The sequence below is a fragment of the Deinococcus koreensis genome (assembly GCF_002901445.1).
Taxonomy (GTDB): Bacteria; Deinococcota; Deinococci; order Deinococcales; family Deinococcaceae; genus Deinococcus; species Deinococcus koreensis.
The window spans coordinates 2013198-2028324 of the sequence record NZ_PPPD01000001.1; the positions used below are offsets into that span (position 1 = coordinate 2013198).

Below are 15127 nucleotides of genomic sequence, written 5' to 3' on the forward strand. Positions count from 1 at the left end.
AGCTGGCTGCGAAGCAGACTGAGGGGTTTACGCGGGCGACTCGTCAAGAGCAAAGCCTCCACCTGTGTGGTGGCCTCACCCTCAGCCCTCTCCGCGCTCCCTCATCGCCGCTGCCAGCCTGGCCGGTTCCAGCAGGCTGGCGCCCGTGCCGTAGCGGGCCTGTACAGCACGCTGCACGAGCCAGATGGCGGCGCCCACGCCGGCCAGGCTGATGACCAGCCCCGGCACACGCATGACCGCGTTCACAGCGGCGATCTGGGCATTGAAGTCGTCGGTGCCGAACTTCGCCGTTACCCGCTGGTAGTTCACGACCGAGTTCACGACCCCGCCGAGCAGATCGACCAGCGCGAACACCACCGTGCCCAGCACCAGGCCCCGGTGGACGCCGGGATCGCGCATGGCCTGCTGCGTGGCGGCGCGGTCTTCGGGCTTCTCGCCGATGCTGGCGGCGTCCAGAAAGACCCGGAAGAGCGGTACCGAGGTCGCGGCGGAGATCAGGAACAGCAGGCCGGTCAGGTACGACCTCGCGCTGTCCTTGATGGCGTACCAGAAGCCGTCCACGTACCAGAAGGCCAGGGCGCCCGAGAAGATGGCGCCGGCCCCGCCGATCAGGGCCACGGGGCTCACGTTGCGGTTGGCGATCAGATCCCACAGCACGTACACCACCGGCACCAGCGCGGCCAGCAGGTAGGCGCGCACGTTGCCGGTGGTGCCGCCGCCGAACACGGTTTCGGACACGCTGATGCCGCTGCCCAGGATGTTCGGGCTGAGGATCAGGATGGGGATGATCAGCGTGAAGACCAGATCCCAGACGGTCTTGGGGACAGCGGATCGGGGGGTCTTGGCCGTGGGGGAGGGCGGGGCCTGCTCGGTCATGGGAGGCATTCTCGCACTCTCGGATGAAGCCTGCTGGGAGGGTCTGAGACCGGTTCCGAATGACTTCTGTTCTGTTTTCGGGATCAATCAGGGACGAAGGGACCCGCAGAGCTGCGCAGCAGAGAAGGAAAAGCGGCGGACTGAAGCGGTATGGACTCGCAGAGCGCCGCAAGCGAGGAGCATCCGGTGCTTTCCTGGTGGGGGCGCAATGGAGCGGAAGCCGTATGGCGTGTCATGCTGGAACCCATCCTTCTCCGCCATCTTCCCGTCGCCCCTGGAGGTTCGATGCGGCCCAATCCGCTCCTGACTGATCTCGGCTTTTCCCCCTCCGACCGCGTGGTGATCTTCCACGCCGACGACATCGGCATGTGTGAGGCCACGGTGGGCGCCTACGCCGACCTGCTGGACGCCGGCACACTGTCTTCCGCCGCGCTGATGGTGCCCTGCGTGGCCGCCGCCGAGGGGGCCGCCGTGGCCCGCGCACACCCGAATGCCGACCTGGGCGTCCACCTGACCATCACCAGCGAGTGGGCGGAGTTCCGCTGGGGGCCGGTGTCCAGCCGCGACCGGGCGGGGGGCCTGTTGGACGCCGAGGGGTTTTTTCCGCGCGGCACGGCGGAGATTCAGGCCAGCGGCCGCCCGGAGGCGGTGCGCCGGGAACTGGCCGCGCAGGTCGACCGGGCGCGGGCCTGGGGCGTGGACATCACCCACATGGACTCGCACATGGGCGCACTGGCCCACCCGAAGTTCCTGCCCGGCGTGATGGCCCTCTCCAGGCAGGAAGGTGTGCCCGCCATGTACCCGCGCCACGGTATCCGGGGCTGGCGGGCCCAGGGCTTCGACCTGGCGGGCGCGGCGGTGGCCTGGCAGTACGGCCGCGCCCTGGAGCGGCGGCGGTTTCCGCTGGTCGATCACCTGTACATGCTGCCGCTACACGAGGGCGGCGACCATCTGGAGGTGACCCGCCGGGCGCTGCGGGAGCTGCCGCCGGGGATCACGCATTTCATCCTGCACCCGGCGCAGGACACGCCCGAACTGCGCGCCATCGCCCCGGACTGGCCGGGCCGCGTGGCGAACTACGAGGCCTTCCGCGACCCGCGGATGAAAGACGTGATCGCCCAGAGCGGCGTGCAGGTCATGGGCTACCGGCCGCTGCGCGACTGGATGCGGGCGAACCGTCCGGCCAGGCCTGCGGCCGCGTCGTGAGCGCGCTGTCCGGGCCCGTGCCCGACACCACCCCGCGCCAGCGCTGGCTGTACGCGCTGATCAACCTGGGGCTGACCATCCCCGCGCAGGCCGGCAGTTTCCTGCTGCTGTACTACGTGGACGTGCAGAAGCTGCCGCCGAGCTGGGCCGCCACGACCATGAGCCTGTTCGCGGTCTACAACGCGGTGAACAACCCCATCATCGGCTTCCTGTCGGACCGCACGCGCAGCCGCTGGGGACGGCGGATTCCGTACCTGCGCTTCGGGGCGCTGCCCACCCTGGTCTTCTTCGCGCTGCTGTTCTTCGCGCCGGTCAGCGGGGCGCAGAACCCGGGCGCCCTGCTGGCCTATTTCGTGGTCATGTGGGTGCTCTGGGAGAGTTTCGGCACGGCGGCGGGCACCGGCTACCTGGCGCTGCTGCCCGAGATGTTCCGCACCTACGCCGAGCGCACCGACGTGGCCTGGCGCATGAATCTGGTGCAGGTGCTGGGCCTGCTGATCGGGCTGGCCCTGCCGCCCGTGCTCGCCGCACAGATCGGCTGGGGGCCGATGGCGGCGGTGTTCGCGGGGGTGGCGGCGCTCGCCATCTACAGCGGGCTGCGCGGGGTCTTCGAGCGCCCGGGCTCGCAGGAGGTCGCCGGGCTCGCCTTCGGGCCGGCGGTGCGCGCCACCTTCGGCAACCCCAGCTTCCTGAGCGTGGTGGTCGCCCAGACCATGCGCTTCGTGACCACCGGGACGCTCGCCACCGGCATGGGGTTTTACGTCAAGTACAGCCTGGGCGAGCCGGGCGGCACGGTGACCACCCTGCTGCTGGCGACCGCCTTCGTCGTGGCGGGCCTGAGCCTGTGGCCCTGGCGGCACTTCGTCGCCCGCCGCTTCGGCGCCCGCACCACCCTGATGATCGCCTACGGCCTGACCGCCCTCGCGGTGGTGCCGCTGGCCTTCGTGCGGGATGTGCCCGGCGCCCTGGCGACCACCGTGGGCTTCGGCGTGGCCCTCGCCGGCCTGATCCTGATGGGCGACGTGATCATGGGCGACGTGATCGACGAGGACGAGATGATCACCGGGCAGCGCCGCGAGGGCATGTACTACGGCATGAGCGGCTTCCTGACCACGCTGAGCGCGGCCATCACGTCCACCGTCTTCGGCCTGGTCACGGCCCGCTCGGGCTACGACCCGACCCTGAGCGTGCAGCCGGGGGGCGTGGCCGAGGGGTTCCGGCTGTTCATGACCGCCCCCGCCATCGTGGGGGCTCTGCTGGCGCTGGCGGCGCTGGCGTTCTACCCGCTGCACGGCGAGCGGCTCGCGGCGGTGCGGCGCACGCTGGCCGCCCGGCAGGTGTCCCGCTGAGGCCGGTTGTCCCCCGCCCCAGGCGCTAGCCTGCCGCCATGAGTGCGCCGACCCAGTCTCCGCAGGAGTTCCCCACCTACCACCTGCGCGACTTCCTGCCGGCCTTCGCCCTGGGCTGGGGGCTGGGCGCGGCGCTGACCTTTGTTGTCCGGGCGGTGGGGGGCGCGCTGCTCCTCGATGCCTGCCGGGGCCATACCCTGCTGGCCCTGCTGCTGCCGCTGCTGCTGGGGCCGGGTGGGCTGGCCTTCACGGCCGCGAACTGGCGGCGGCCCCGCCGGGCGGCGCTGGGGCTGGGGCTGGTGGTGGCGTCCCTGCTGCCGGCCCTCTACGTGGGCGCCCGCGATATCGCGTCACTGCGCGGCCAGGGCTGCGCGGGCGGGTACATCGTGTTCACGCAGGGCGGCTCGCCGGTGAGCAGCCTGAGGATCGCGGTGGGCGAGACCCGCGAACTCACCGGGCGGATCGGGGGCTATACCACGGACACCCATCCCGGCCTGTTCACCCTGCAGGCCCAGAGCAGCGCGCCGGGGGTGCAGGTCAGCGTGCCGGCCGCCCCCGTGCGGGTCGGTCAGGTCTTCCCGGTGCGCGTGAGCGTGCGCCCCGGAACGGGGGTCAACACCTACACGGCCGGCGTGCAGGCGACCAGCAGCGGGCCGAAGGAGGGCGGGCCAGACGAGGGAGAATCAGGCGAGGGCGGATCAGGCAAGCCCGTCACGGCCACCTCCAGCCTGGAACTCAGCGTCCGGCCCGCCGCTCCGTAAACCCGGGCTCGCCGGGGGAGCCGTGGCTCAGTCCACGCTCTCGGCGTCGGCGAGTTCCTTGACCTTGCCGGGGGCCAGCAGCACCATCACGGGGAGGCACAGGACGAACAGGGCCGCCAGTGCCCTGTGCAGCGGCCGTGCTGCCGAGCGCTTCGGGGTGGGCGTTCCCTCGGCGGGCTGGGGGAGGGCCCCAGCCGGAGACGCCGATCTGCCCAGCTGCCCGTTCATACGCGGCAGCATGACCGCCGGCCTCTTACGATTTTCGTACAGCCCGGGACACCGGCCATGACGCCGGGCTGTGGTTCTCTCCCGCCTCCCCGGAAGTCGGCGGGCCGCCCCTTCCAGACCGCGTGTTTGCCGGGGAACTGTGGAGCGCACTGGTGTGGCAGGGCCCAGGACTGTTAGGCTGCCCACGTGCCGGAGATGGCCGAAGTCCTCACCACCATGACCCGAACGTTCCTGACCATGCTGGTGGTCATGGATCCGGTCGGGCTGGCGCCCATCTTTATCGGCCTGGCGGGCAACCGTCCGGCCTTCGAGCGGCGGCGGGTGGCCCTCAAGGCCTCGCTGGTGGCGGGCGCCATCATCCTGGCCTTCGGGCTGGGGGGGCGGGCGCTGCTGGAACACCTGGGCATCAGCCTCAGTTCCTTCCGGGTGGCCGGCGGCATCCTGCTGTTCCTGATCGCGCTGGACATGGTGTTCGCCCGCCACAGCGGCAGCCGCGAGTCTCCGGAGGAGGAGCGCGAGGCGCAGGATCGGCAGGACATCTCGGTGTTTCCGCTCGCCATTCCCCTGATCGCCGGCCCCGGCACCCTGGCGAGCATCATGATCCTGGCGAGCGCCGCGCACGGCAGCCCCCTGCTGCTGGGCACGGTCTTTCTGGTCACAGCCTTCGTGCTGCTGCTGTGCTATCTGGCGCTGCGGCTCTCCGGGCAGATTTCACGTGTGATCGGCGTGACCGGCGTGCACGTGGTCACCCGGGTGCTGGGGGTGCTGCTGGGCGCCCTGGCCGTCCAGTACGTGGCCGATGGCGTGCTGGAGCTGCTGCGCGGCGGCCTCAAGACCGGCTGAGCCGGCTGATACCAATTGCGGCCCAGGGCCCGACCAGAGGGAGGAGCAAAAAGGACGTGCTGTGCGGTATGGAGGAACATCCGGTGCTGTCCTGGTGGGAGCGGAATGGAGCGCAGTGCGTATGACCGGGCAGGCGGGGCCTCTAGGCCAGAACGATGAGCGCTCCAGGAGGGCTGCTAAGCGTCCCGGCGCAACATTCGCCTGACGGCGCCGGGTTAGAATGCCGGGCATGATCTCCAGAAAGGACATGCCCAGAGAGGAGGAAGTGCGAATACCACGGGTCGCGGCGGATCTCAATGCGCCGCGCGTGCTGGTACTCAACGCGTCCTACGAACCGCTCCATGTGACCAGCGCCAAGCGCGCCATCACATTGCTGCAGTACGGTGTGGCCGAGGTTCTGGAGAGCAGCCGTGACATCGTGCGTTCGCCCAGCACGGTGCTCAAGGTACCCAGCGTGATCCGGCTGCGCAAATACGTGCGCCGGCCACGCGTCCATCCGGTGCCCTTCAACCGGCGCAACGTCCTGCGGCGGGACACCTTCGCCTGCCAGTACTGCGGCAGCGCCGAGGAACTCACCATGGATCACGTGCTGCCCCGCTCGCGGGGGGGCCGGCACAACTGGGAGAACGTGGTCACCGCGTGCAGACCGTGCAACCAGCACAAGGGGAGCCGCACCCCTGACGAGGCCGGGATGCCGCTGCGCACCCGGCCTCGCGCTCCGACGTTCGGGGTCTACGCGCACGGCCAGTTCGCCCACTGGCAGCCCGAATGGGCCCAGTACATCCGCTGAGCACACGCGGCGCGGCGTCTGAACCACGGGGCAGGATTTACACGAAAGGGGGGAGCTCAAGGCGCTAAAGGGCGAGGTGGCAGCCATGGGGCTCCACCTCGCTCTTCTGACTGGTTGCTCGGGACTCCGCCGCAGATACGCCCCGTCCGGCCGCCGTTCGGAGGATGGGCTGGATTCGCCGGGCAGGCCGACCCTCACCAGCACCCCGCTGGCCTACACGACGGAAACTCAGAAACGCAGGGCCGCCCATTTCAGAGCGGCCCTCGGCTGAGTCGGGAGTCCGGTGTGGCTCAGCGGTCGACGCTGTAGTCCCAGGTCAGGGCCTGGCCGGTGGAGCCCTTGGCGAACATCTGCGTGAAGGGCGTGGCGCTCAGGCGGTGGTTGCCGGGCGAGAAGCGGTCGGCGGGGCAGGGCAGGAAATCACCCTTCTTGCCGCTCTTGTCCTTGGTGTCGCCGCACATCGAGTAGGGCGCCTCGTTTTCCACGTAGGTCTGACCGTCACGCACGAAGCGCACGCTCCGCACGTTGCCGCTGGTATTGGCCCGCACGTTCAGGCGCGGCGGCAGGGCTGAGAGGCGCAGGCGGGCCCCGGCGGGGATGGGATCGAAGCCGGGCACCGGCTGGTTGGTGTCGGCGTTGATCAGGGTGAAACTGGTCACGGCGGCGGCCGGGGCGGGGGTCGGCGTGGGGGCCGGTGCCTGGGCGGCGCTGCGAACCACGGTGAAGTTCAGCGAAGCGGCCTGTCCGGCGGCGCCGCTGCCCTCGGTACCCGCGAAGGGCGTGGCGAGCAGGTTATGCGGGCCGGGGGCAAAGACCGGGGCCGGGCAGGCGTCGTAGTCGCCGCCCCTGTCCGAGCACAGCGAATAGGGCGCGCCGCCCTCCAGGCGGTAGTTGCCGTTGCCGTCCAGGCCGAACCAGACGCTTTTCACGGCGCCCGAGGTGTTGGCCCGGATGTTCAGCTTGCCGGGCAGTTTCGTCAGATCCAGGGTCGCGCCGGGCTGGATGGGATCGAAGCCGGGCACCGGCTGGTTGGTATCGGCGTTGATCAGGGTCAGGCCGGTCACGGCAGCGCCGCCCACCGGGTTCACGACGATGCTCTGCCCCTTGACGCTCTGGGCGGCGGCCAGGGGCAGCAGGGGGGTCAGGCTGGCCAGGGCGATCAGCGACAGGGCCGGGCGGGTCAGGCGGAGGGCCGGGAAGGTGGAGAGCAGAGACTTGGACATGGAACTCCTTGCGCGGGGGTGGAGAGTGGTGGGGATCGGCCCGTGGGAGAAACCTGGCCCGGGTGGGGCGTGGGGAGGGGTTACTCCGGAACCTGCCGGGCCGATCCGGGAACCCGCTGGTGCCCTCTGGTTTAGCGGCCCACGATGACCGCAGGCTGACGGGCATCCACATCTTTCCTTTGGGTTTCCAGGGGAGGGCTGCCCACCCTGGTGGAGCTGAACCGCCCCCGGAGCAGTGGTCATATGGATCCCCCTTTCATGACCGGGTGGAGCGAGCGAACTTCAGCCAGCAATGAGGACTTGTCGAGCTGCCGAGCAGAAAATGCAGGCGTCGAACGCTCCTGGTCTGAGGCTGGAATTCGGACGACTGCTCTGATCCGCAGATGACAGGCGGAGAGATCAGAGCGCGCCCCAGGCACCGGACACAGCCCCTTGCACCACGGCCCTTACACTCAGGCATGAACCGCGAAGAGGCCTACGCCCTGATGCTGGAACACACTCCGTCCGAATCGCTGCGGCGGCACATGCTGAACGTGGAAGCGGCGATGCGCTGGTACGCCCGCCACTGGCAGGAAGACGAGGAGACCTACGCCGTGACCGGGCTGCTGCACGACTTCGACTACGAACGGCATCCCCAGGAGCATCCGGCCTGGGGCGTGCGCTACCTGCGCGAGCACACCGACACCCCGCCCGAGGTGCTGGAGGCGGTCATGGGGCACGCGACCTACACCAACACGCCCCGCATCACCCGGCTGGCCCGCACGCTCTTCGCCGTGGACGAGCTGACCGGGCTGGTGCAGGCCGCCGTGCTGGTACGGCCCGACAGGGACATCCGGCAGCTGGAACTGGGCAGCCTGAAAAAGCGCTTCAGGAATCCGGCCTTCGCGGCCGGCGTCAACCGCGCCGAGGTTCTGCAGGGCGCGGAGGAACTGGGCGTGGACTTCGAGGTTCATCTGCGGAACGTCCTGGCGGCCATGCAGGAGATGGTGGTCGCCGCCGAGCCCCTGCCGCCGGTGGCGGGAACATAAGAACAGCCCAGCAACACATAAAGGTCACTTACGGGGAAAGCTCAGAGTTGGGCATGGTGAAGCCCGCACAATGCGTGACGACTGAAGCCCCACCCCCAAGGAGACCTCATGAACACCAAGAACACCATCCTGACCCTGACCCTTCTGCTCGCCGCCCCCACCGCCCTGGCGACCGCTCCCAGCGCCGGCTACCTGCAGGTGCAGGCCACGGACGCCACCCCCGGCCAGACTGACGGCGCCGCCGAGAGCGCGGGCGCCGCGGTCGACAACGCAGCTGCCGAGACGGGCGCCGCCGTCGAGAACGCCGCGGAGGCCACCGGCGCCGCCGTCGACAACGCCGCCGCTGCGACCGGCGCCGCGGTGGAGAACGCCACCGAAGCCACCGGCGAGGCCATCCAGAACACCGGCGAGGCCGTGAACAACACCGTCGACCCCAACGGTGACGGCGTGGTCGACTCCAACAACGACGGCGTGGCCGACACCCGCCAGTTCCCCTGGGGCCTGCTGGGCCTGCTGGGCCTCTTCGGCCTGCTGGGTCGCAACCGCCCCGCCACCACCACGTACACCACCACCACCCCCACGGTGGGCACCACGACCACCGACCGCCGCTGATCGCGAGAGCAGGCGAAACCCAGAAGAGCCAGCCCCCACCGAACTGTGGTGGGGGCTGGCTCTTTGTGGCTTTCAGTGGCGCGGCGGGAAACGCACGAAGGTCATCCAGAATTCCTCGAAGGCGCGCATGGCACTCAGGAAGTTCTCGAAACCCACCGGCTTGACCACGTAGCCGCTGGCATGTCGCTCGTAGGAGGCGCGGACGTCGTCGTCGGACTGGCTGGTCGTGAGCATGACCACCGGGATCGAACTCAGCCCCCGGTCGGCCTTGATCTCGTTCAGCACCTCCAGCCCGTTCTTGCGCGGCATGTTGATGTCGAGCAGGATCATGTCCGGGCGGGGCGCCTGACCGTGCTCACCCTCGCGGCGCAGGAAGCGCATGGCCTCCACGCCGTCACGGGCCACGTGCAGCCGGTTGGGGACGCGGGCCTCACCGAAGGCTTCCAGCGTGAGCAGGACATCGGGTTCGTTGTCTTCGACCAGAAGGATTTCGATGTGGGGGGCAGGTTCAGTCATGGGTGTGGGGGCACGGCCGGCAGCGTGAAGTGAAAGGTGCTGCCCTGTCCGGGCACAGACTCCAGCCACAGGCGGCCACCGTGATGTTCCACAATTCTACGGCAGATGGCCAGGCGCATTCCGCTCCCAGCATGGCGTCCGGACGCGTGGGAGGGGCTGAGGGGTGTCAAGTCCCCGCGCGGCCCCCTCTGGCACGGTGTCCATGCTGATGCCAGTGATATCCACGCTGACCTGGCCGCCGGGGAGGTGGGCCCCGCTTCGGGCGCGCGGCATTCGAAGACTGCTTCGTCTGGACACCGAGCTGGCCATGGAAGTGCCGGGGCGGCAGCCGGGGGTGGCTCAGGGAATGTGCCCGGCGGTATCCAGGCGCAGGATGTCCTCGGCCGGCTGCCCGATGTGCTCCTGCACCTGTGCCCTCGGCCCGGTATTCAGGGTTCGCAGGATCTATTCGGCTCCGTCTCTTCGGCTGCCGGGGTGGCCCGCCCGTCGTGGTGGGCCCCCACCCACTCCTGCACGGCACCCTGCCCATCCAGCACCGGCACGCCCCGCACCTGCATGGCGACATACTCTCCACCCTGACGGCGCAGCCGGTGGCGGGTCGCGTAGAGGGTCGAGGTCTTCACGGCGGCGTTCCAGGCGGCCAGGGTGTGCGCCCGGTCGTCCGGGTGGATGGCCGCGAGCCAGCCCTGGCCCTCGTATTCGGCCGGGGTCTGCCCGGTGAACGCCTCCCAGCCCGGCTGGGGCGGCGAGAAGAAGCCGTCGGGGTCGGCCGTCCAGACGATCTGCGCGGTGGCCTCCACCAGCGACCGGAACCTCCGCTCGCTCTGCTGGAGCGCGGCCTGGGTCTGGTGCAGAGCCGTGGTGTCCTCGAAGACCGTCGTGACCTGCTGGGGCTGCGCCGAGCCGGGCAGGCGCCGGGGCACGGCCGTGACACTCAGCCACCGCCAGGTCTCGGAGGGAGGGTGGAACACGCCCATCGGCACCCGGCGCCGCACCTCGCCGCTTCGCAGGGCCTGCACCGCCGGGTGCTGGTCGCCGGGGAAGGCCGCGCCGCTGGGGTGGATGGCGCGCCAGCGGGGATCGAGCGAGTCCCGCCCGGTCAGCTGGTCGAAGCTCAGTCCCAGGATGGCCTGGGCCGAGCGGTTGGCGAAGAGGATCTGGGAGTCCTGGGCCTGCACGGTCATGCCCAGCCCGAGGCCGTCCATCAGTTCCAGGGCGACCTCAAGCGGATCACGCGCCGCGTGCAGATGGATCAGCGCGGCCCCCGGCCCGGCCGGCGCGACCGTGACCAGACCCGGCGAGGCCGAATCGGGCAGGCGCACCGGGACGTGCCCGGTCTCGCCGTGAAAGGCCTGGCGCAGGGCCTCCTGGACGCGCGGCAGGCTCTCGGGGTGGACGAGTTCCGTCCAGTCCTGCGCGCCGCCCACCTGCGCCAGCCGGGCACGCGCCGCCGCGTTCAGCACCAGCGAACCGTCCATGTGCGCCAGCGCCACGGGGCTGGGCAGGGCCTGGAGCAGCGCCGCCGCGTCTGCCAGGGCAAACCCGGTGGAAGAGAAAGTCATACCGTCACCGCTGTGCTGTCACCATCGAGCCGTCATCGTCGCGCTGTCACCGCTGTGCTGCTGTCCCTGGGCTGCTACTGCTCAGCCGCGCAGAGCGTAGCCCACGCCGCGCACCGTGCGGAGCAGGCCGTAGCCGTCCAGATCGCGCAGCTTGGCGCGCAGATTGGCCATATGCACGTCCACCACGTTGCTGCCCTCGGGCAGACGGCCCTGCCAGATCTCCTGGCCGATCTCCTGGCGCGAGTAGACGCGGCCAGGCTGGCGGATCAGCAGCGCCAGGATGTCGAACTCCTTGGGCGAGAGCCGCAGCTCCTCGGTCTTGTAGGTCACCAGGCGCTTTTGCGGGTCGAGGGTCAGGTCGCCCATGCTCAGGCTCTCGGTGGTGCGCTGCCGGAGCTGCACCTTCACGCGCGCCAGCAGTTCGTCCGGGTGGAAGGGCTTGATCAGGTAGTCGTCGGCGCCCAGGCCCAGCAACCTGACCTTCTCCTCGACCGTGTCGCGGGCGGTCAGCACGATGATCGGCACGGCGCTGTTCTTGCGCAGCCGCTGCACCACGTCGCCACCGTCGAAATCCGGCAGGCCGAGGTCGAGCAGGATCAGCGTCGGATGATCCTCGCGGGCCTTGATCAGCCCGTTCATGGCCGAATCGGCGTGCTCGACGTCGTAGCCGGCATCGGTCAGATCCATTCTGAGGACATTCGCAATGTCCTGGTCGTCTTCAATCACGAGAATCCGTTGAGTGGTCACGTGTCCTATCATAGACGTTCATGAAGGCTTCAAAAGCGAGCAATTGTCACGGCGTCGACAACGGCTGATCTGGTAGGCGCGTCTGCAGCGCCCCTCAGGTCAGGAACAGCCGGTACGCCGCGTTCCCGCTCATGTCGGTGGCCGGGTAGCCCAGACCCGACAGGAAGGCCGCAAATTCCGCCGCGTCTGCGCCGGGCACCTGCACCCCGGCCAGCACCCGCCCGTGCGCGCTGCCGTGGTTGCGGTAGTGGAACAGGCTGATGTTCCAGCGTCCGTGCAGGTGGGTCAGGAACTCCAGCAGGGCGCCGGGCCGCTCGGGAAAGGTGAACGAATAGACCCGCTCGTCGGTGGCCTCGGGGGCACGGCCGCCGACCATGTGCCGCACGTGCACCTTCGCCAGCTCGTCTTCCGTGAGGTCCGTGACCGCGTACCCACGTGTTCTCAGCGCCGCGAGCAGTTCGCCGCGCTGCCCGGCCTGGGCGAGCTGCACCCCCACGAAGATCTGCGCCTCGGCGCGCGGCGCGTAGCGGTAGTTGAACTCGGTGATGGCCCGCGCCCCGACGACCTCGATGAATTCCCGGAAGGCGCCGGGGCGCTCGGGAATGGTCACGGCCAGGATCGCCTCGCGCTGTTCGCCGATCTCGGCGCGCTCGGCCACGTGGCGCAGGCGGTCGAAATTCACGTTGGCGCCGCAGGTCAGGGCCACCAGCGTCTCGCCGCGCAGGCTGCGCTCGGCCGCGTACTTCTTCAGGCCCGCCACCGCCAGGGCCCCGGCGGGTTCCATCACGGCGCGGGTGTCGTCGAACACGTCCTTGATCGCCGCGCAGACCTCGTCGGTGTTCACGCGCACCCAGTCGTCCACGTAACGGCGGGTCAGGTCGAAGGTGTAGGCGCCGACCATCTTGACCGCCACGCCGTCCACGAAGATGCCCACGGTGTCCAGCCGCACCCGCTCGCCGGCCTGCAGCGACTGGTACATGGCGTCACTGTCGTCGGGTTCCACGCCCACCACGCGGATATCCGGGCGCAGCGCCTTGATCACGCTCGCCACGCCGGCGATCAGGCCGCCGCCGCCCACCGGCACGAACACCGTGTACCCGTTGCCCGTCTCGACCTGCCGCAGCAGCTCCAGCGCCACGGTGCCCTGCCCGGCCAGCACCAGCGGGTCGTCGTAGGGGTGCACGGGGGTCAGGCCCAGCGCCGCCTGCAGCCCCAGGGCGTGGGCCTCGGCGTCGCTGAAGGAGTCGCCGTGCAGTACGACCTCGGCGCCGCGGGCCCGGCAGGCGCCCACCTTGATCTCGGGGGTGGTCGCGGGCATCACGATCACGGCCCGCAGGCCGAGCTGCTGGGCCGCGAAGGCCACGCCCTGCGCGTGGTTCCCCGCCGAGGCGCAGATCACTCCACGGGCGCGCTCCTCGGCGCTCAGCTGCGCCATCTTGTTGTAGGCGCCGCGCAGCTTGAAGGAGAAGATCGGCTGCAGATCCTCGCGCTTGAGCAGCACCCGGTTGCCGGTGCGCTCACTGAGCCCCGGCGTCTCGCTGACCGGCGTCTCGATGGCCGCGCCGTACACCTTGCTGGTCAGGGCGAGGCGCAGCACGTCCATCGCGTCGAGTTCGCCGGGCTTGAAGTTCTTGGTCTGCAGCATTCGCCCTCTCCTTTCAATGAACAGCCCCCGCCAGTTCAGCGGGGGCAGGTGCACAGCGCGGCGGCTGTCAGGCCAGAACCCCTGACATGCCGGTAATTCGCGCGGTCTTCATGGCTGGAGCATAGGCGGGGGCGGTCTCGGGTGTGCGGGAAGGGGTAGACAAGGGGGTTATGCGTGGGCGCCTGCCGCGGGCTCCCCCACCCCCCAGCCCCCTCCCCGGACTCGCAGAGCTGCGAAGCAGGGAGGGGTTGGGCGTGAGTCGAAGACCTGCTTGCAGAGGGGGCGTGTGACCAGCTCCAACGCCTTTCACCCCTGGCCCAGCGCGTCCATGAATTCCAGGGCGAAGCGCACGCCGTTCTCGAAGTCGCGGCGCAGGATGTTCTCGTTGGGGGCGTGGACGCGGCCGGTGGGGTTGCCGATGCCCATGGCGACCACCGGGGCGCCCACATGCTGCATGAAGGGATACATGGGGCCACTGCCGCCAGAAGAGGGGTGCAGCAGGGGCTCGTGACCGTGAACCTCCCTCGCCACACGGGCGGCCACCTTCACGAAAGGGGAATTCAGGTCGGAGCGGGCCGGGTGCTGGTGGCTCTCCAGCTCCACGATCTCGATGTCGTCCAGGCCCTGCGCGTCCAGATGGGCCCGCAGCAGCTGCACCACCCTGTCCGGCTGCTGATCGGGCACCAGACGGAAGTCGATCTTGACCATACCCTCCGCGGGCAGCACGGTCTTGCTGCCCTGGCCGCCGTAGCCGCCGTGGAAGCCGTTGATGTTCACCACCGGCATCAGGTTCATGCGGCGGTGGTAGTCCCCGGGGGTGCCCAGGGGTCGCGTGACCTCGTAGCCGCGCAGCAGGGCCTCGCCGTGGCCGGGCAGGGCCGAGATGGCGTCCAGGTCGGCCTGGTTCTCGGCGCGGATGTCCTCGTGAAAGCCGGGGATGGTCACGTTGCCCTCCTCGTCGCGCAGCGAGGCCACGGCGCGGCTCAGGCGGAACAGGGGGTTGTCCACGACCGCGCCCGTGGAGCTGTGCAGGTCGCTGGCGGCCACCCGGCAGCGCAGTTCCAGGCACACGATCCCCTTGAGGCCCGCGTACAGGATGGGCTGCCCCTCCGGAGTGACCGAGCCGAATTCCCACCACACGCCGTCGGCCCGGAGTTCGGCGGCGTGTTCCTGCACGAAGGCTTCCAGGCTGGGGCTGCCGACCTCCTCCTCGCCCTCCAGCAGCCACTTCACGCGCAGGGGGAGCTGGCCGCCATGCCGCTCGCGCAGGGCCCGCAGACCTGCCAGCCGGGACACGAATTCGCCCTTGTCGTCGCTGGCGCCGCGTCCGTAGAGTCGGCCGTCCCGCTCGGTGAGCGTGAAGGGCGGGCTCTCCCACAGCCCGGCGGGGTCTTCGGGCTGCACGTCGTAGTGGTTGTAGATCAGCAGGGTGAAGGGGCCGCTCCCCGCCTCGGCCACCAGCACGGGCGCGACCTGACCGGGGTACTCGCGCACCGTGAAGCCCTCGGCCCGGAGCAGCCCGGCCACGGCGCCGGCCGTCTCGAGCAGCATCCGGCCCTGGGCCGACACGCTCTGGAGCGCCACCAGATTGCGAAGGTCGCTCAGGCCGCGCGCGATGTGGGCGGAGAGGTCGGGCCGGGTCTCGGGTGTCATGGCCCGCAGGGTAGAGGATTTCGCGCGGCCTCCCGCGCCAGGGCCAGCCCGGTTCCGTCAGAGCGGGAAGAGGGGGCGCCCGGATCTG

The 15127-nt window shown here is 69.9% G+C and carries 16 protein-coding genes; 7 read left to right on the top strand and 9 right to left on the bottom strand.

Annotated features, from left to right (window positions below; all coding sequences use genetic code 11):
• Positions 1–81 precede the first annotated feature (81 nt).
• Complete coding sequence (locus CVO96_RS09590; RefSeq protein WP_103312036.1) at positions 82–885, bottom strand: VC0807 family protein; 804 nt, start codon at positions 883–885, stop codon at positions 82–84.
• Positions 886–1161: 276 nt separating this feature from the next.
• Here CVO96_RS09590 and CVO96_RS09595 point away from each other — a divergent pair, with 276 nt between their 5' ends.
• The 3 genes from CVO96_RS09595 to CVO96_RS09605 are packed head-to-tail and all read left to right on the top strand — an operon-like array spanning position 1162 to position 4192.
• A complete protein-coding gene (locus CVO96_RS09595; RefSeq protein WP_103312037.1) occupies positions 1162–2082 on the top strand; it encodes a polysaccharide deacetylase family protein in 921 nt (306 codons plus the stop codon).
• Positions 2079–3431, top strand: coding sequence for an MFS transporter (locus CVO96_RS09600; protein ID WP_103312038.1), 1353 nt, complete (start codon positions 2079–2081; stop codon positions 3429–3431). The genes CVO96_RS09595 and CVO96_RS09600 overlap by 4 nt, the downstream gene beginning before the upstream one ends.
• A gap of 38 nt (positions 3432–3469) precedes the next feature.
• Positions 3470–4192 (top strand): hypothetical protein, encoded by a 723-nt coding sequence (locus tag CVO96_RS09605; protein ID WP_103312039.1) that lies wholly within the window; start codon positions 3470–3472, stop codon positions 4190–4192.
• Positions 4193–4219: 27 nt separating this feature from the next.
• On the opposite strand, the gene CVO96_RS09610 is transcribed toward CVO96_RS09605, so the two are convergent.
• Complete coding sequence (locus CVO96_RS09610; RefSeq protein ID WP_133161778.1) at positions 4220–4420, bottom strand: hypothetical protein; 201 nt, start codon at positions 4418–4420, stop codon at positions 4220–4222.
• A 195-nt stretch (positions 4421–4615) separates the two neighbouring features.
• Here CVO96_RS09610 and CVO96_RS09615 point away from each other — a divergent pair, with 195 nt between their 5' ends.
• Both CVO96_RS09615 and CVO96_RS09620 read left to right on the top strand, forming a co-directional pair.
• Positions 4616–5263, top strand: coding sequence for a MarC family protein (locus CVO96_RS09615; protein WP_103312041.1), 648 nt, complete (start codon positions 4616–4618; stop codon positions 5261–5263).
• 229 nt (positions 5264–5492) lie between these two features.
• Entirely contained in the window at positions 5493–6053 is a 561-nt protein-coding gene (locus CVO96_RS09620; RefSeq protein ID WP_165795259.1) for an HNH endonuclease, read from the top strand.
• Between the two features lie 290 nt (positions 6054–6343).
• On the opposite strand, the gene CVO96_RS21075 is transcribed toward CVO96_RS09620, so the two are convergent.
• Positions 6344–7276: a hypothetical protein gene (locus CVO96_RS21075; protein WP_165795260.1), complete on the bottom strand. Its 933-nt coding sequence runs from the start codon at positions 7274–7276 to the stop codon at positions 6344–6346.
• A gap of 458 nt (positions 7277–7734) precedes the next feature.
• Here CVO96_RS21075 and CVO96_RS09630 point away from each other — a divergent pair, with 458 nt between their 5' ends.
• Together CVO96_RS09630 and CVO96_RS09635 are read left to right on the top strand one after the other, a co-directional pair.
• Positions 7735–8304, top strand: coding sequence for an HD domain-containing protein (locus CVO96_RS09630; protein WP_165795261.1), 570 nt, complete (start codon positions 7735–7737; stop codon positions 8302–8304).
• A gap of 108 nt (positions 8305–8412) precedes the next feature.
• Positions 8413–8916: a hypothetical protein gene (locus CVO96_RS09635; RefSeq protein WP_103312043.1), complete on the top strand. Its 504-nt coding sequence runs from the start codon at positions 8413–8415 to the stop codon at positions 8914–8916.
• Between the two features lie 72 nt (positions 8917–8988).
• Here the strand turns inward: CVO96_RS09635 and CVO96_RS09640 are convergent, their stop codons facing one another.
• The 6 genes from CVO96_RS09640 to CVO96_RS09665 all read right to left on the bottom strand — a co-directional run bounded on the left by CVO96_RS09640 (position 8989) and on the right by CVO96_RS09665 (position 15039).
• The gene (locus CVO96_RS09640; RefSeq protein ID WP_103312044.1) at positions 8989–9432 is read right to left on the bottom strand and encodes a response regulator; all 444 of its coding nucleotides are present in this window, start codon (positions 9430–9432) and stop codon (positions 8989–8991) included.
• Positions 9429–9602 (bottom strand): ATP-binding protein, encoded by a 174-nt coding sequence (locus CVO96_RS09645; RefSeq protein WP_341476174.1) that lies wholly within the window; start codon positions 9600–9602, stop codon positions 9429–9431. The genes CVO96_RS09640 and CVO96_RS09645 overlap by 4 nt, the downstream gene beginning before the upstream one ends.
• Before the next feature lie 258 nt (positions 9603–9860).
• Positions 9861–10994: a PAS domain-containing protein gene (locus tag CVO96_RS21275; protein ID WP_103312046.1), complete on the bottom strand. Its 1134-nt coding sequence runs from the start codon at positions 10992–10994 to the stop codon at positions 9861–9863.
• 81 nt (positions 10995–11075) lie between these two features.
• Entirely contained in the window at positions 11076–11741 is a 666-nt protein-coding gene (locus tag CVO96_RS09655) for a response regulator transcription factor (RefSeq protein ID WP_103312047.1), read from the bottom strand.
• Positions 11742–11835: 94 nt separating this feature from the next.
• Positions 11836–13386: a threonine ammonia-lyase, biosynthetic gene (gene ilvA / locus CVO96_RS09660; RefSeq protein ID WP_103312048.1), complete on the bottom strand. Its 1551-nt coding sequence runs from the start codon at positions 13384–13386 to the stop codon at positions 11836–11838.
• A 306-nt stretch (positions 13387–13692) separates the two neighbouring features.
• Positions 13693–15039, bottom strand: coding sequence for a M20/M25/M40 family metallo-hydrolase (locus tag CVO96_RS09665; protein ID WP_103312049.1), 1347 nt, complete (start codon positions 15037–15039; stop codon positions 13693–13695).
• Positions 15040–15127: the final 88 nt, after the last annotated feature.

Excerpts from the sequence above, each read along its gene's own strand:
- CVO96_RS21075 (WP_165795260.1), bottom strand. The coding sequence starts at position 7,276 with ATGTCCAAGTCTCTGCTCTCCACCTTCCCGGCCCTCCGCCTGACCCGC.
- CVO96_RS09620 (WP_165795259.1), top strand. The coding sequence starts at position 5,493 with ATGATCTCCAGAAAGGACATGCCCAGAGAGGAGGAAGTGCGAATACCA.
- CVO96_RS09630 (WP_165795261.1), top strand. The coding sequence starts at position 7,735 with ATGAACCGCGAAGAGGCCTACGCCCTGATGCTGGAACACACTCCGTCC.
- CVO96_RS09590 (WP_103312036.1), bottom strand. The coding sequence starts at position 885 with ATGCCTCCCATGACCGAGCAGGCCCCGCCCTCCCCCACGGCCAAGACC.
- CVO96_RS09665 (WP_103312049.1), bottom strand. The coding sequence starts at position 15,039 with ATGACACCCGAGACCCGGCCCGACCTCTCCGCCCACATCGCGCGCGGC.
- CVO96_RS09615 (WP_103312041.1), top strand. The coding sequence starts at position 4,616 with ATGGCCGAAGTCCTCACCACCATGACCCGAACGTTCCTGACCATGCTG.
- CVO96_RS21275 (WP_103312046.1), bottom strand. The coding sequence starts at position 10,994 with ATGACTTTCTCTTCCACCGGGTTTGCCCTGGCAGACGCGGCGGCGCTG.
- CVO96_RS09635 (WP_103312043.1), top strand. The coding sequence starts at position 8,413 with ATGAACACCAAGAACACCATCCTGACCCTGACCCTTCTGCTCGCCGCC.
- CVO96_RS09595 (WP_103312037.1), top strand. The coding sequence starts at position 1,162 with ATGCGGCCCAATCCGCTCCTGACTGATCTCGGCTTTTCCCCCTCCGAC.
- CVO96_RS09640 (WP_103312044.1), bottom strand. The coding sequence starts at position 9,432 with ATGACTGAACCTGCCCCCCACATCGAAATCCTTCTGGTCGAAGACAAC.
- CVO96_RS09605 (WP_103312039.1), top strand. The coding sequence starts at position 3,470 with ATGAGTGCGCCGACCCAGTCTCCGCAGGAGTTCCCCACCTACCACCTG.
- CVO96_RS09610 (WP_133161778.1), bottom strand. The coding sequence starts at position 4,420 with ATGAACGGGCAGCTGGGCAGATCGGCGTCTCCGGCTGGGGCCCTCCCC.
- ilvA (WP_103312048.1), bottom strand. The coding sequence starts at position 13,386 with ATGCTGCAGACCAAGAACTTCAAGCCCGGCGAACTCGACGCGATGGAC.